The 16520-nt window shown below is 41.6% G+C and carries 11 protein-coding genes; 5 read left to right on the plus strand and 6 right to left on the minus strand.

What is annotated here, in order from left to right; all coding sequences use genetic code 11:
• The 6 genes from G628_RS17110 to G628_RS0110470 form a co-directional block, all read right to left on the minus strand.
• A partial coding sequence (locus G628_RS17110) for a helix-turn-helix domain-containing protein (RefSeq protein ID WP_034500822.1) occupies positions 1–228 on the minus strand: 228 nt, incomplete at its 3' end.
• Positions 229–325: 97 nt separating this feature from the next.
• Positions 326–2005, minus strand: coding sequence for an FtsX-like permease family protein (locus tag G628_RS0110450; protein WP_027209103.1), 1680 nt, complete (start codon positions 2003–2005; stop codon positions 326–328).
• The gene (locus tag G628_RS0110455; RefSeq protein ID WP_026656964.1) at positions 1984–2682 is read right to left on the minus strand and encodes an ABC transporter ATP-binding protein; all 699 of its coding nucleotides are present in this window, start codon (positions 2680–2682) and stop codon (positions 1984–1986) included. The genes G628_RS0110450 and G628_RS0110455 overlap by 22 nt, the downstream gene beginning before the upstream one ends.
• A 54-nt stretch (positions 2683–2736) precedes the next feature.
• Positions 2737–3891 (minus strand): ABC transporter permease, encoded by a 1155-nt coding sequence (locus G628_RS0110460; protein WP_027209104.1) that lies wholly within the window; start codon positions 3889–3891, stop codon positions 2737–2739.
• Positions 3892–4478: 587 nt separating this feature from the next.
• Entirely contained in the window at positions 4479–5378 is a 900-nt protein-coding gene (locus G628_RS0110465) for a sensor histidine kinase (protein ID WP_027209105.1), read from the minus strand.
• Positions 5371–6048 (minus strand): response regulator transcription factor, encoded by a 678-nt coding sequence (locus tag G628_RS0110470; protein WP_027209106.1) that lies wholly within the window; start codon positions 6046–6048, stop codon positions 5371–5373. The genes G628_RS0110465 and G628_RS0110470 overlap by 8 nt, the downstream gene beginning before the upstream one ends.
• A 927-nt stretch (positions 6049–6975) precedes the next feature.
• On the opposite strand from G628_RS0110470, the gene G628_RS0110475 reads away from it, so the two are divergent.
• The 5 genes from G628_RS0110475 (at position 6976) to G628_RS0110495 (ending at position 16086) form a co-directional block, all read left to right on the plus strand.
• Positions 6976–7947, plus strand: a complete 972-nt coding sequence (locus G628_RS0110475) for a hypothetical protein (protein ID WP_027209107.1) — start codon at positions 6976–6978, stop codon at positions 7945–7947.
• A gap of 354 nt (positions 7948–8301) precedes the next feature.
• Complete coding sequence (locus G628_RS0110480; RefSeq protein ID WP_027209108.1) at positions 8302–9567, plus strand: O-antigen ligase family protein; 1266 nt, start codon at positions 8302–8304, stop codon at positions 9565–9567.
• Between the two features lie 74 nt (positions 9568–9641).
• On the plus strand, positions 9642–10910 hold the full coding sequence (locus G628_RS0110485) for a 6-phosphofructokinase (RefSeq protein WP_026656971.1): 1269 nt from the start codon (positions 9642–9644) through the stop codon (positions 10908–10910).
• Between the two features lie 295 nt (positions 10911–11205).
• Positions 11206–13635: a hypothetical protein gene (locus tag G628_RS0110490; protein ID WP_027209109.1), complete on the plus strand. Its 2430-nt coding sequence runs from the start codon at positions 11206–11208 to the stop codon at positions 13633–13635.
• 144 nt (positions 13636–13779) lie between these two features.
• The gene (locus G628_RS0110495; RefSeq protein ID WP_081670681.1) at positions 13780–16086 is read left to right on the plus strand and encodes a glycogen/starch/alpha-glucan phosphorylase; all 2307 of its coding nucleotides are present in this window, start codon (positions 13780–13782) and stop codon (positions 16084–16086) included.
• Positions 16087–16520 lie beyond the last annotated feature (434 nt).

A 16520-nucleotide genomic window follows, 5' to 3' on the forward strand; every position in this document is an offset into this window, starting at 1 on the left:
TTCTTTCTTATCTTCTTCAAGACAGGCACGGGCAAAATCAATCACTTCCTGAGTAACCACCTCAGAGTCCCGATGATATGGTTTCCGTTCATCAGGATGCGTATCGCCTCTGCAATACTTTTTAACGGTCTGCCGGGATATACCCAGCTTTCTGGCAATGGACCGTATGGATTCGCCGTCGTTATAGCGGCTGCGGATTTGGTAGTAGAGATCCATTTCGACTATCATCACCTTTCTCCCTTCATGATTTTTTCATACACTAAAAATCATAAAGGACTTAACTCAAGGTGGTAAACTTTTTCACTAGCGATATGGATGAAACTGGTCAACTTTTATAATAGCGTTTACATCTTTCTTTGAAACGTGAATAATCACGGCTATTTAAGTTCTGAATGGAAGGTTCTGCATAAACGTTTCCGAGCTTCGAAATACCTGCAAGCTTTTTTACCTCATCAAGGAAAGATGGTGTAATCCCGTCATAGACGTGATTTGAAACAGCAAGGTTATCAGTGGTGGCGTCGGCAACGGAAAAGTCAGTCATCAAAAAATTGGAGATATATTTATTCTCATCAAATCCTATCAGCAGGGTGAACACAGTGCTGAGCACAGTCATTGAAAGAGCCAGAGAGAGCACCACGAAAAAGCACTTTTTCTTTTCCTTAAATACATTTCTGAAAGCAAAGCGTGTAGCTGTGAAGGTGGCCGAATGATTGCGATGTCTCCCTCGGAAACTGTTATTTTCCGTGTAGTGAAGCGCTTCTATGGGAGATACTCCCGAAGCCAGCTTTGTTGCTTTTCTGACCGAGATGCGAACGGTGACATAGGAAAAGAGCGCAGAGAATAAAAGAATCCATATATTTATAACGGCTTTGGAATCTATGGATTCGGAAATGGCCATTCCATCCATTAACATCGGAAGCAGGAGACTTCCGGCCACTATTCCGCCTGTGATCCCTATGATGATTCCGGGAACTGAATGATATAATGCCTGCCGGTTTACGATTTTTTTAAGCTGCTTACTGCTTGTTCCGACTGTTTTTAGTAGTCCGTAGGAGCGGATATCCGTGTAAACATTGATGCGGTAGATGTTGTTTATGATAAGGTATCCGGACAGGAATATGGTAAACAGCATCAGTACTACAAATGCGATGGTGCCGAAATCCGCAGATGAACCGACACTTCCCCAGTTAATACCATACTGTGTATCTTCGGGCAGCCCGTTTCTTTTGATTGCTTTTTCAATCTGGTATTTGAAAAAGAGAGGGATGAAGAAATCCACTTCTGCATCGATTCTTCCGAAGCAATCATTAAAACTCATGGATGCGGCGTTATCATAGTAGGATGATGTGGGAGTCGGAGAAAACTTCTCCTGAAACTCTTTTGATACCACGATTATCTGTGCCATTGCGACTTGATCTCCCGTGTGTATTCCGACTATGACGAAATCTTTGGTCTGTTCTTTGTCTTTGCCTGAGAGCTTGAGAGAAAGATTTTTTCCCAAGAGGCTCTCATAGTCTTCCTTGGAATCGGCTTTCATGTCAAAAGCCTGTAAGATCAGACTGCTTACGGATATTTCGTTTTCCTTTTCGGGAAGTCTTCCTACTTCGGGATAGCAGAAGCTTTTTTTTGCACTTGCCTCGTCGTGGTAATCCGCTTGCGCAAATATTTTATTTAGCTCGTCATTTACTGCGGTTCCCACATGTATTGATCCGGTTACGTTTTTGAGACTTTTGTCGGAAACAAGGCGGTTGTATTCTTCTTCGTTGAGATACTTTACGCCTGCGTTACATGACGTGCCAATCTGTCTGTTGGTATCATCTTGGAATTTGGCGATAAGGCTTCCGCTTATGGTGAAAAGAGCTGAAAACATAAATGTACACAGCGCGATGGAAAGAACTACCACAAGGCTCTTTCCGGGATTTGCCATTACGGTTTTGGCGGCGATACTTCGGATCACTTTTTTGTTATTGACCATAGGTCCGTTTATGCGTTTTTCTTTTGCCATGTCAGCACCTCTTTATTTGCGATAAGTCCGTCTTCAATCCTGATGATTCTGTCCGCTGTCTGCGCGATTTCTTCGTTGTGTGTGATAACGATGATAGTCTGTGCAAAGCGCTCGCCCATAACTTTTAGAAGCCCCATAACGTCCTGACTTGTCTTGGAGTCGAGATTGCCTGTGGGCTCATCTGCCAAGATTACTTGCGGCGCTGATGAGAGTGCTCTTGCAATTGCGACACGTTGCTGCTGGCCGCCGGAAAGCTGATTTGGATAGGAATCTCTTTTGTCCGAAAGTCCGAGAGTGTCGATGATAGTGTCCACAAACTCTTTATCTGGTGTGTTTCCGTCAAGTTCTATGGGGAGCACGATGTTCTCATAGACTGAGAGAACAGGGACGAGGTTAAAAGACTGGAAGACAAAGCCGATTTTTCTTCTTCTGAAAATTGTGAGTTCTTCGTCTTTTAATGTAAAAATATCTTTTCCGTCAATCGAGACCGTTCCCGAAGTCGGGCGGTCCAGACCTCCTAACATGTGCAAAAGAGTAGATTTGCCGCTTCCCGATGTTCCGACGATTGCGATAAATTCTCCTTTCTCGACGGAGAGGTTTACACCCTTTAAGGCTTCAACCGCCGTATCGCCGGTTCCGTAGGTCTTTTTTAAGTCTGTAACGCGTAGGATTTCCATTTTTTTCTCCTTATATGTGATTTTGGAGCAAAATATTTTAATGCTCATTGTGGGTTATTTTTTGTTTGTGTAGATAAAATATCCGCTTGTGATAAGAGTGATTGATATCGCTATGTACAGGACTGGAGCAAATTGCAGCGCCGTAAGGTAATGACCGCTTCCTCCAATCAGCCTGTATTCGCGCAGCGCCGATCCTGAGGTCATGTACATGGGCGATAGCAGGCAAAAAAGCTGTGAGAGCATTCGACTGCTGTAAGGGATGCGATTCGAGCTTATGTAAACTATAAGAAAGCTTCCGAATACGCCGCTCATTACTGCTACGGGGCTTTTTAGGATTTCCGATAAAAAACATGTGACTGCGGTCATGAGCAGACAGGTTGCCGTGATCATAATAAGCTGCGCGCGGATAAATTGTCCTATCGTTATGGAGTACGCAGTAAGGGGCATAAAGAGCTGTATAGGGATGTTCCATGTATCTTTTCCCCATAGAAAAAAGCTTGTAAGTACTGTGACAGCCTCTATAACGATATTTAGGAAAAGAGTGCAGATAAAGGCGGCTGTGACTTTAGCAAGGTATGTGTCACCCCAGCCGCCGACAGTGCATTTGATTAGCGGATCCGTTTTATCTTTTATCTCTCCTGAAAAAATTTGACTAAGTAGCAGAGTAGTCGCAAAGAGCATTATAAGTGGGAGAGAGATTAAAGTGGAAATAATGCCGTTTATTTCTTCGGTGTAATGCCAGATGATTGGCTTGCTTAAATTTTCTTCCTGTGTTTGCCAGTATTCTTTTTCATTTTCTGTAAGCTTCATCGAGTTCATTGATTCGCTGACGGAGCTGTCTCTTGTTTGATAAATGGATTCGGAATTGTAGTCTGTGAGCTTGGAATTGTCATCGGCAATTTGCTTTAGCCAGTGCGAAAGATTCATGTAAATACAATTTGAATAATCCCAGCATTCAAACGGCATTCCAAGTTTATATGCAGCTTCCGCGGTCTCTGCTATCAGCGCATCGTTGATGGGGCGTTCGTCGATTGAGCGCTGCAGATCACGGGTTTCTATATCAAATTTATCAAGTTGATTTGCCTGGATTTTTCCTTGAATAACGGAATATGCCGCAATGAAAATAAATAAGATAAGTGCGGTGCGAGCGGTCAGGATTTTTTTTATCTCGTAAAAAAGAATTGTGCAAAATTGACTTTTTCTCCCCATTGTATGTGCCCTCCCTTTATAATGTAGTGCTGCTGTTATCAAGTAATAAACCGGTGACAGCAGTAACTTATAATAAATGATTATTACATAAAAATCTTTCCGGAATCTTTCTGATGGAGGGGAGATTCTTACAGTTTTGACATAATCAATAAAGACTTTCCTGTCTGTTTTCAGCAGATGAGATTTTTGGACAGGGAAAATAGCGGGTTTATCCCTGTCTGTTTTCAGCAGATGAGATTTTTGGACAGGGAAAATAGCGGGTTTATCCCTGTCTGTTTTCAGCAGATGAGATTTTTGGACAGGGAAAATAGCGGGTTTATCCCTGTCTGTTTTCAGCAGATGAGATTTTTGGACAGGGAAAATAGCAGTCTTTACCCTGTCTGTTTTCGGCAGATGGGACTTTTAGACAGGGAAAATAGCAGTCTTTACCCTGTCTATATTTCGCGGATTGCGTTTTTCGATAGGGATATTATCATGAAGTGAAGAATATTTTTATACAATTCCTCCGGTAAATATTGTGTTTTCAGATGAAGTAACAGACGGTATTTCGGCGACACAGGGCAGCGGATGATTGTTTATTTAGATTATTACCGAGGCAGGAATACTGAGAATGTCGATCCTTCGCCTGGAGTGGAGGACAGCTTAATGTAGCCGCCTTCGCCGGAAATAATCTCGCGGGCGAGGTGGAGTCCGATTCCGACGCCTTCTTTTTGCTTAACGTCGCTTCCGCGGTAGAAACGCTTGAATATCTTGGTGTGTTCTTCTTCGGAAATACCGATGCCGGTGTCTGAGATATCTACGCGCACGAACATTTCGTAAGGGATGACGCTTATTTTGATGCAGCCTTTTTCTGTGTATTTTATGGCGTTGTCAACGATATTGGCGAGGGCTTCGTGTGTCCATTTTCCGTCGATAACAGCTTTGGCATCTGTTTTATTGAGCTCAAGTTTAAGCTCTTTCTTTTCAGCTTTTTCCTCGAACTGACGGACTAAATCTTCAAGAAGTGGCATTAAAGGCACTTCTTGCGGTTCCAGTGCAAGTATTCCGTTTTCGAGTCTTGATAGTTTGACGAGACTGTCTATGAGGAATCTTAGTTTCTCAGCCTGAGCATGGATCGCTTCTGCATTTGAACGGTCAACGCCGGAAAGCTCGCCGTTTTCCAAGAGCTCACTGTATAATATGAGATTTGAGATAGGAGTCTTGGTCTGATGAGAGATATCTGAGATCAGTGACTTTATCTTGTCACGCTCATTTTCTATGTTTTTTGCGGAGATAGAAGAGGAACTTAAAAAAGCTGCAAGCTCCGATTCAAGCTTGGAGAGCCTTCCTTCATCGAAGGTTTCTGCGGGGAATTCACCGTTCATTGCCATATGAAGCATTTTTTCTATAGAATCAAGTATTCTCTTGGAGCGAAGCCTTTCGGTGACTGCGATAATGCAGGCTGCGAGAATCAAGAAGATACCGATTATAAGAATTATATTATCCATTCTGTTTTACCCAACTGTAGCCGATTCCGTATATTGTTTTGATCTTATCCTGAGCAGAGAGCTTGTCTCTGAGTCTTTTTACCGTGACGGAAAGAGCGTTCTCATCGACGTATTCTGCATCGCCTGTCCAGAGTCTGTCTATCAGAGTATCTCTTTTAACGGTCATGCCTGCGTTGTCGGTGAGGATTCGCAGGAGTCGCTGCTCTGTTTTGGAAAGCTCCACGGTTTGTCCGTTATTTGAAAAAATCATGTTTTTATAATCAAAAACATAAGGTGTTTCTGCATATTTTTCAGTGTCTTTTCCTGCATGAGCCTTGCGAAGCTGCGTATTTACTCTTGCGCGGAGTACGGCAAGAGAGAATGGCTTTGTTATGTAATCGTCTGCGCCTTGTTCGAGGCCTGACACAATGTCTTTGTCCGTATCATTTGCGGTAAGCATGATTACAGGAATATCAGGAGTGCTGTCCTTGATCTCTTTTAACAGATCAAGTCCGTTCCCGTCCGGAAGATTTATATCAAGAATTGCAAGAGTAACCATGCCAAGAGCCAGTTGCTCTTTTGCTTCGCTGATGCATTCACACGAAACAAGCTGCCTGCCCGCATCCTTCAATGCCTGGCAAAGGCCGTTGTTAAGCGTAGAATCGTCTTCGACTATCAGAATCTGTTCCAAAATGTGTTCTCCTTATGATGTATAAGTTGTGGTGCTAATGTACTTGACATGTAGAGCGGACGGCTGTCTTTTGATTCATTTACGAATAAGTGAATAAAAGATTGAATGCTAACTAAACTTAGAAATATGTTGTTTTTTGTTCAAGTATTAGATTAGCACATCTATGTCGTGCATTTCTATGCCATTCACTAAGGAAACTTGCAATTTGCTAAGACGGTGCTTCATATGAATAAAATCAGATGCTTTCTTTTGAGGCATGCATATGTTCATCAACTTTCATGTATGTGGTTGCTATAAGTGGGATATTTCGGAATAGAGCGGATTTTGTGGGATTCTCTGCTCATTATTGTGAAATCAATGGAATGAGCAGGCAAAATTAAGAGGTTTTTACTGACTATATAGAGGGATGCGGAAATATGAGCAGTTGCTGAAAGAAAGAATGGACTGCTTATAATTTAGGGAAGGGGCATATGAGCAGACAATATTGGATTGCGATTAGAAAAAATAAAAGCTACTGAGGCTTTTTCAACTGACTATATTATGAGATGTAGAAAATTGAGCAGATGTGACTAGGAAAATGGCTCTGCTCATAATTAAGATAAGACATATCTGAGCAGATTCGAACCGGAAAAACGCACTGCCTATAATAAAAATATACTATATGTGAGCAGATGACGGCGGAGATAGTGATACGATGACATGAAAAATGCACTGCCTATTATTGAACAAATTCCAATATAAGCAGAACAAGCAAGATAAAACCTCCAAAAATAATAAACATTCTCTGAACAAATCATAAACTTTCAATCATCCATCTTAAATCTATCTAAAGAATCTATCCAAAGAATTGCAAAAAGTTTTAATGAGAGTAGCATCTAAAATACAGGCATTTCTATTTTGATTTTCGTAAATAAGGAGGAATGTAAAATGGAATTTAGAAAGCTTATGAAGTACGTTGTAGTTGCAGGATTGATGGGTGCCATCTTTATGACACCGGTTACTGAGGCGGTTGCTGCAGTATCAGGAGAAGAGAAAGATGATGGACCGACTGAAGAAGAACGTGCTGAGGAGGCAAGACAGAAGAAAGTTCAGGAAGAAGTTGAGAATATGATTAAGGAGGCAACGGCTCCTGTAAATAAAACTGTTGCAGGCGTTAAGTCAGCGGTTGACGGCTATTATTTTGCAAAGAAAGTTCAGGGTGTGGCACTTACACCTTCTACTCCCGGAACAGGATCATTTGTAAAGGTTGCAGATACTGATGCAACAAAGAGTTCAGCAGCAGTTGCGGTTGCAAACAATGTTGCGGCTTCATTTAGCGGAACGGTTGGCCCTTGTATAAATGTTTATTACGGAAAGATGGCCGGTGGCAAGTTTACAAGCAGTACAGAAGGAACAGCAGGTACTGTCAGTATCGGAATTCCTGCAGATTTCCAGACAGCAGGCATGGATTATTCTATAGTTGCCGTTTATGCAGGCGGAGCATACAAGGTATTTAATAATACCAGCACTATTGCAAGTGTGGTTACTGCCAATGTTGAGCAGGCTGCATCTTCAAACGTAATGTATGCGGTTGTAAAGAGCCCTGCAGGAACAGCACCTGTACAGGCTGCTAACAATGCTACTGACAGTACAACAAACAATAAAACAGACAGAACCGCAAATAACAGCGCAGATAAGGATAAGAAGAAATCTGAGAGCGCTTCTGCAGGTTCATCAACAGGTGCTTCAGATAAGACAACTGAGAAAGCATCTGAGAGTGCATCAACCGGTGCATCAGATAAGACATCAAACAAGACTTCCGATACAGCATCAGACAGCGCATCAACAGGAGCATCTGATAAGACTTCCAAGACATCAGAGAAGGCTTCTGACAGTGCATCAACAGAGTCTTCAAGATAAATTAAGGCTTTGAGGGATGTCTTTTTCCTGAATATCACATGGGAAAAGATTTTGCGATATGTGGATGGTAACAGATGCGCAAATTTTCATTTTTCGTAGTTTATATACTGTTGAACGTTAATAAATGGTTGTAAACCACGGATAGTTGTGTAATATTATATACTAGCTAAAATGTTAGGTCTCGCCTCATAACATGAAGCGGGACCTATTTACGTTCAACTGGAAGGGGCTGTTGAACATATAGCGAACGGAATCAGAACTTGCCTGATGCTGTTTGTTGTACCGGATTTTGGTCGCTGAAGCGGCATATTTCGTTTTTATGATGGGGAAAAATATGAGTAATTGGGGTTGATTATGAAAAAATATAAGAACTACGTCGCACTTTTTTACGTGCTCTCGGTGTTTTTTGTAATACCGATCTATAACAAGGGTACCTACGAAAATATAAGTGTACACAAGACAGATGCTTATTTATTTTTGTGTGGGATCACTCTTGTTCTTTATGTCATTACATCTGTAATAGATGACTTGCAAAAGATAAATGACGAAAGTCTGCGAAAGAGGACATTTTCTAAGGTTGATGTTGCAATGGCTATCTTTGGAGGAGTGGTCCTGATATCAACATTGTTGTCGGATTCTATAAAAGAATCAGTCTACGGTGTTCCCGGATTTGGCATGGGGGCACTTACCATAATCCTTATGATCTTGTCGTTTTTCTTTATTTCCAGATACTATTTTTATAACACATGGGTGGTGCATGTTATCGTAGCTTCATCTGTGCTTCCGACAATTCTGGCAATCTTGAACAGAACGGGATTCGATCCGCTTTCTATGTTTTCAAGCAGTGCAGATGCGCAGAACAGCTTGTATGTTTCGACATTTGGAAACTACGGCTGGTACAGCGAGTATATGGCGATTATCATTCCGATAGCTGTATACATGCTCTTTACGACAAAAGACAAGATTGAAAGAGTGCTCTACGGAGCATATGTCACACTTGTTGTTTTGGCGATTATTTCATGCGGAACCACTATGATGTTGGTATCAGCTCTTATTGCCGTTTTGTTTGCATTTAAAAGAAAATTTTTACCGGATCGCAAGATCGTTGACGCAAAGCTTGCACCTTGGATTGTGGCAGGTGTAATGCTGGTTTATTTGGTGTGTGTCCTGTTTATCAGCAGAAACGGTGATCTTGCAAACGGAAGAGGATATATATGGAAGCTTTCTTTTGACCTGTACGGAAGTCTTCCTTTGGATAAGAAGATTATAGGTGTCGGTCCTAACAGATATATGTATGCGCTTAACGATTATCTTGCTGCCAAGCCTGAAGCCGCAGCTGAGTTTGCTTCGCGCTTTAACGGCCTTGCACTTACTTCCGCACATAGTGAGTATCTCGACTATCTCGTTTGTACGGGATTCCACGGGCTTTTGGCATATTTATATCTGATCTTCCGCGTAGTAGAGCGCTTTTTAGAGACCGGACTTGGCAAAAAAGATAGAGAAATAGCTTTCATAGCTGCTGTTTCATACATGGCATATTCATTTGCGAATTTTTCAATGGTGTGTGCAACACCTATGTTCTTTATATTGCTTGCAATGGTAGCTAAAGAAAGGCGATAAAAAGTCAAGACTTGTTCTTTTTGTGGTTTTGAGGCTATCATTAAAGATAACTATATTAATGTTGGGAGGGAACCATGAATAACGTCATAATCGGACAATCCGGCGGGCCTACGGCAGCAATCAACGCTTCTGTTGCAGGGGCTTACGTCAGGGCAAAAGAACTTGGAGCACAAAAAGTTTTTGGAATGTTACACGGTATCGAGGGACTCGTAAATGGCAACATTATCGATCTGGACAAGTATCTGTCGGATCCGACCAATGTTGAACTTCTTAAGAGAACACCTGCTTCTGTACTTGGCACATGCAGATACAAGTTATCGGATGCTTCAAAAGACGATACTGATTACAAGAAGATCTTTGATGTTCTTGAAAAGAACAATATTGATAAATTGTTCTATGTTGGTGGAAATGATTCAATGGACACTATAATGCAGCTGTCTGATTATGCCAAAGATCACGGCAAAACCCAGCGCTTTATAGGTATCCCAAAGACAATAGACAACGATCTTCCCGTTACCGATCATTGTCCGGGATTCGGATCGGCAGCTAAGTATATCGCAACAAGTGTAAAAGAGCTTATTCGCGATAACCAGGCAGCAGATACAAGAAATCCGGCTACCGTGATCGTTGAGATAATGGGAAGGAATGCCGGATGGCTTGCTGCTTCGGCAGCTCTTTCAAAAGCAGATGACTGTACGGGACCGGATGCGATATATCTTCCGGAAAAGCCTTTTGATATGGATGCTTTCATGAAACATATGAAAGAACTTTCTGATAAGAAGAAACCCATTCTTATTGCGATTTCAGAAGGAATCAAGCTTGCCGACGGAACCTATGTATGTGAGCTTGGCGGAGACGTAGCAACTGATGCATTCGGACATAAGCAGATGAGTGCTGCGTGCAAAGTTCTTTCTGATAAACTTTCCTCAGAGCTGGGACTCAGAACGAGAACCGTTGAGCTTAGCACACTTCAGAGAGCGGCTTCACATATTGCGTCACTTACAGATGTAAGAGAAGCATATCAGTGCGGCTTTGAAGCTGTTAACGCTGCAAACGCAGGCGAGACCGGCAAGATGATCATCATGAAGAGAATGATGTATCAGACAGGCGGAACCGATAACAACTGGAGCAGTGAATGCCCTTATATGTGCTCTTACGGAACATACGACATTCATTCAATAGCAAATTACGAGAAGATGGTTCCCGATGAGTGGATCACGCCCGACGGATGCGGCCTTACAGAACAGTTTGAGAAATATGCCCGTCCGCTTATCTTTGGCGAAGTAACTCCTATTATGGCAGGAGGACTTCCGAGACATCTTGTTATAAAAGAAGCTTTATAAACATGAATAATTGAATACCGAGGGCCGAAAAAGCCCATAAAACAAGACATTAACGTTTTAACATTGATTTCTATGGCAGTTCATGTTAGAATGTTAATGTTTTGTTGTTGTACTATTAATATCCGTGTAATATGCTGGTATGGGGAAGATTTTACACAAAATGTTTCTAATAATGAATACGCGATAAGCAAGAATTTATAGAAAATTTACTGTAAAATCTAACAGAAATAAATGATAATATATTTAAACGGGGTAAAATATCGTTTGATATATGACGCTCGAAAGGAGACGAGACATGGACGGCATGAGAAATAAGGACTATTTGAATGAACAGGATATGTCAACAGTTTTTGTTGACGGCCTTCTTGCAAATAACATGGAGGATGACGATGATTTTGAACCGGAGACGTTCTCATCATCACAGAGGGATTCAGAAATAAAGAATAATAAAGAAGCTTCCAAAGGAGGAACTCAAATGAAATCAGACAGAGCAGAGAACCGCTCGGAGGGGGCAGAAATTGTAAATATAAGTAAAGCAATGCCAAATATGTCAGGTGGTGATTATATGAGAGATTCGTCTTTGAAAAAATCGAACACAACATTTGATACACCCGTAGAGGATGTCAACTTATCCGATATTGATGCCATGATGGCAGCAATAAAAGCAGAGATGCCCGAAAATGTATTTGATATTCCTATCGATAGCAAAGATGTAGAAGTAGAGGAAGAGAATAAAACTGAAGAAATTCCTGATTATATAGGTGAGTTTCTTGCCAAGGAAAAAGAAATGGCCGCTCAGAATGCACAAAAGGAAGAAAAGCCCAAGGATACGGTTAAGTTCTCTGATGAAATAAATAATTCCGCAAGGGATAATGTTAAGAGTGAGAGGGCTGACATTCCTGTTAAGCCTTCAGTTCAGCGTATGGAAGAGCCTGCGCTTGATGAAGATATAATAGATGAAGATGATTTCGATTTTGATGAGAATCCAAGCTATGATGATGAGATCAAGATCGAAGAGTTCGACAGATCTGCAGCGAAGCCTTCTGAGCCCAGAGTCGGAAGAAGATTTGATGATGAGATAAGAGTCGAAGAGTTCGACAGAACATCTTCCGAGAAGTCTTCCGGAGTAAGAATCGACAGAAGATTTGACGATCAGATCAAGATGGAAGAGTTTGGAAAGACAACAGATCCTTCCGCAACAAGAATTGACAGAAGATTTGACGACCGGATACAGGTTGAAGAATTTGATTATACGGTTAAGCCTTCACCGGCAAGACCCGACAGAGTATATGAGGATGCTATAAAAGCTGAAGAGTCTGATTATACTGTTAAGCCTTTTGCTGAGAAGAAGACTGAGAAATTCAGCGATTCTCTCAAGAACGATGATTTTGGATTTGATGTTAAGCCTGCAGATTCAGGTGCCGGCAGAAGATTCAGTGATGAGATAAAGGTAGATGATTCAAATCGTGAGCCCAGAGCTTATACAACACGTGCAAGAGCAAATATGGATGCAATGAGATCTGAGGGAGAAGAACTCGGATTTGATTCTGATTATCCGATCAAGGTTTCTGCTGCTCATACAGATTCACTTGGCATGGATACATTGGGTTCAGAGATGAGCAGCGATTCATTTGAGTCTCTTTCTGTAAGCAGCGACGCAGACAGAAGAGATGCATTCAGATCGGACAGACGCGAAGATAAGTTTGAATCAGACAGATTTGGTTCCGACAGACGCGAAGATAAGTTTGAATCAGACAGATTTGGTTCCGACAGACGCGAAGATAAGTTTGAATCAGACAGATTTGGCTCCGACAGACGCGAAGATAAGTTTGAATCAGACAGATTTGGTTCCGGCAGACGTGAAGACAAGTTTAGATCGGACGGATTTGGATCGGACAGGCGTGATGATAGATTTAGTTCAGACAGACGTGATGATAAGTTCAGTTCTGACAGATATGAAGACAAGTTAAGTTCAGACAGATTCGGATCAGACAGACGTGAAGATAAGTTTAGTTCTGATATGCGTGATGATGTAATTAAGTCTGAGAACCGCAGCGATGCGTTTGAGTCTCTTTCTGTAAGCAGCGAGCCTGTATACAGAGATGCAGATAAGGTTAGAAAGTTTAGCGATACATATAAGGCTTCACCTGAGAAGACAGATACATTGGATATGGATGCAATGATCTCAGCAGCTGCTGAAGAAGACAGACTTGCATTTGACGATGTTCCTGTATTTAAAGAGGAGAAGAGCATAAAGAGCGAGCCCGTAGCCGAGCCTGTAATTGCTCCCGTAGCTAAGACTCCTGTAGCAAAGGCTCCTGTTGCGAAAGCTCCCGAAGAGAAGCTTGATTCTATTCTTGGCGCAGAGGTTGATGCTCTTACGACATCTTCTGAAGATGAAGAGGATTCATCCGCCATTATGAGTTTTGACGATGCTATTGACGGAATAACAAAGGATATGCAGAATTTCCTTGATGGCGAAGATTATGACTACACATATGTATGGTCCGGAACAAAAGAAACAATCATCATGAAGACTGTCCAGGGCAAAGCGGTTGCTCTTGTTTATGAAGATGAAGAGTTTGCTTCATTCGAAGATAATTATACAAGGGACAACAGAACGGGCTATATCGCCATCGTGAACTCTTTTGTAAAAGAGACCATCAAGGGTGGAAGCGGTATCAAGATCAAGAGACACAAAGGAACAAAGGCTATTGATCGCTGATATTAATATGAATATATAAACATATATGAAGGCTATCGGTACTTTTAGCGCCGGTAGCCTTTTTGGATTTATAGAGTTAAGATATAAAAGTAAGGTTTTATAAAAAAGTGGTGTCGTAATACGGATGAATAAGGAGATAATAATATGTCAAAGCATACCAATATGCAACGAGATGTACTGATTCTTAATCTTGAAGAGCAGCTTGAAGGGATTGCAAAAGATCAGTTTGGAAAGGTGTTAAAAGACTGCACAGATCGTGAAGCTTATTATGTGCTTTTGGAAATGACGAGCCGTTTGATGGATGTTACGGAACTTAATAACGGTGAGAAAAAAATATACTACATCTCTATGGAGTTTTTGATCGGAAAACTTCTTTCCAATAATCTTATTAATCTTCGTGTCTATGACAGGATAAAAGATATATTGGCAAAAAACGGCAAAGATCTTGCCAAGATCGAAGAGTACGAGCCTGAGCCGTCTCTGGGAAACGGTGGTCTCGGAAGGCTTGCCGCATGCTTCCTTGATTCTATAGCAACTCTCGGACTTGCCGGGGAGGGAATCGGACTCAACTATCATTTTGGACTTTTTAAGCAGGTGTTTAAGGATAATCTCCAAGTTGAAGAGAAGAATGACTGGATAGAGAAGAACAGCTGGCTTGAGAAGACAGATACGACTTTTGATATTTATTTTGGCAGAAAGAAAGTAGTGTCGCGCCTTTACAACATGAATATCGTCGGATACAGATCCGGTGTCAACAAGCTCAGGCTGTTTGATATAGAGTCGATAGATGAAAAACTTGTAAAAGAGGGAATTAACTTCGATAAAACAAAGACCAAGAATAATCTCACTCTTTTCCTGTATCCCGATGACTCGGATGTGGCCGGAAATCTCCTTAGGATATATCAGGAGTATTTCCTCGTATCGAACGCTGCACATCTGATTCTCAGAGAACAGAAGGAGCGTCAGTACGATCTGCACGAGCTTCATAACCATGCTGTGATTCAGATCAACGATACGCATCCAACAATGATAATTCCTGAGCTTATCAGGATACTTGTTGAGGAGAAGGCGTTTAATATTGATGAGGCGATAAGCGTGGTGAGCAAGACCTGTGCATATACAAATCATACCATTCTTGCGGAAGCGCTTGAAACATGGCCTCTTGAGTATCTTGAAAAGGTAGTTCCGCAGCTTGTTCCTTATATCAAAGAACTGGATAAGAGGATAAGGGCTAAGTACAAGAGTTCTAAAGTTCAGATCATTGATAAAGAAAAGAAAGTCCATATGGCATTTATCGATATCCACTATGGATTCTCGGTAAACGGCGTTGCGGCAATACATACCGAGATACTTAAAAACAGCGAACTAAAAGACTTTTATAAGATTTATCCCGATAAATTTAATAACAAGACAAACGGAATAACTTTCAGAAGATGGCTCTTTTCATGCAACAGCCCTCTGACAGATTTTATCTCTGACGTTGTCGGAGACGGCTTTAAAAAAGATGCCACAAAGCTTGAGAAACTCCTTGAATACAAGGATGATCAGATAACTCTCGAAAAGCTTGATGAGATAAAGATGCTAAAGAAAAAAGAACTTGCGGCATTTATAAAAGAGCATGAAAACATCGAGATAGATCCCGAATCAATCTTTGACATTCAGGTAAAGAGGCTGCATGAGTACAAGAGGCAGCAGATGAATGCTCTTTATATAATTCACAAGTATCTTGAGATAAAGGGCGGAAAAAAGCCTAAGAGACCGATCACATTTATATTCGGTGCAAAGGCAGCTCCCGCTTATGTTATTGCAAAAGATATTATTCATCTCATTCTTGTGCTTCAGGAAATAATAAATAACGACAAAGATGTAAATAAGTACATGAAAGTCGTTATGGCTCAGAACTACAACGTATCATATGCCGAGAAGCTTATTCCCGCCTGTGACGTTTCTGAGCAGATATCGCTTGCTTCAAAAGAAGCTTCGGGAACCGGTAATATGAAGTTTATGCTAAACGGAGCCGTGACACTGGGAACGGATGACGGAGCAAATGTCGAGATTCACGAGCTTGTCGGAGATGATAACATATTTATTTTTGGCGCGAGCGCTGACGAAGTTATCAAACATTACAAGAAAGCCGATTATGTATCAAAGGATTATTACAAGAAAAGTCCCGTGATAAAAGAGGCGGTTGATTTTATTGTCAGCAGAAAATGTTTGAAAGTAGGGCATAAAGAGAACCTTGAGAGGCTCTACAATGAGCTCTTAAATAAAGACTGGTTCATGACTCTTCTCGACCTTGAAAGCTATATCAAGAAGAAGGACGAGATTTTTGAGGCATATGAAGACAGAGACAGATGGAGACAGATGATGCTTGTAAATATTGCAAAAGCGGGATTCTTCTCATCTGACAGAACGATAGAAGAGTATAACAGAGACATCTGGAAATGCTGATGCACCAAGCGCTCAACCTCCCCACACCCAACAGGGGGCGGGGAAGTGAGTGCATTCAAAAAGGCCTGCGAGATGTTCGCAGACCTTTTTAAGTTTGCGCGCCATGGGCGCGCTCTAACGGGTGCAAGTCCCAAACACGCCCAGATAGTGGGAAGTGTATAGCCGAACAGCAAGGGTGTCCATCGTGAGGTGGAATCTGAAGGAAGCTGTAAGCAAATCTCTGGTCCGACGGACAGGAATCACATATAAGGCTAGGCTACGAGAGATAAGTTGGCTTAAAGCAACAAAGTCTAATAACTATCACTTTTGTAGTAGCAGAGTAAATGTGGCGGATATATGGAGAGAAAGAGCGCGCGCCTTAAGCGTGGAGGTCTCACAGGGGTTTCATTAGCCTAGTAACAACGAACTGTGAGAAGTCAGCCGAACCCATAGTA

Source organism: Butyrivibrio hungatei NK4A153 (genome assembly GCF_000424465.1).
GTDB lineage: Bacteria > Bacillota > Clostridia > Lachnospirales > Lachnospiraceae > Butyrivibrio > Butyrivibrio hungatei_A.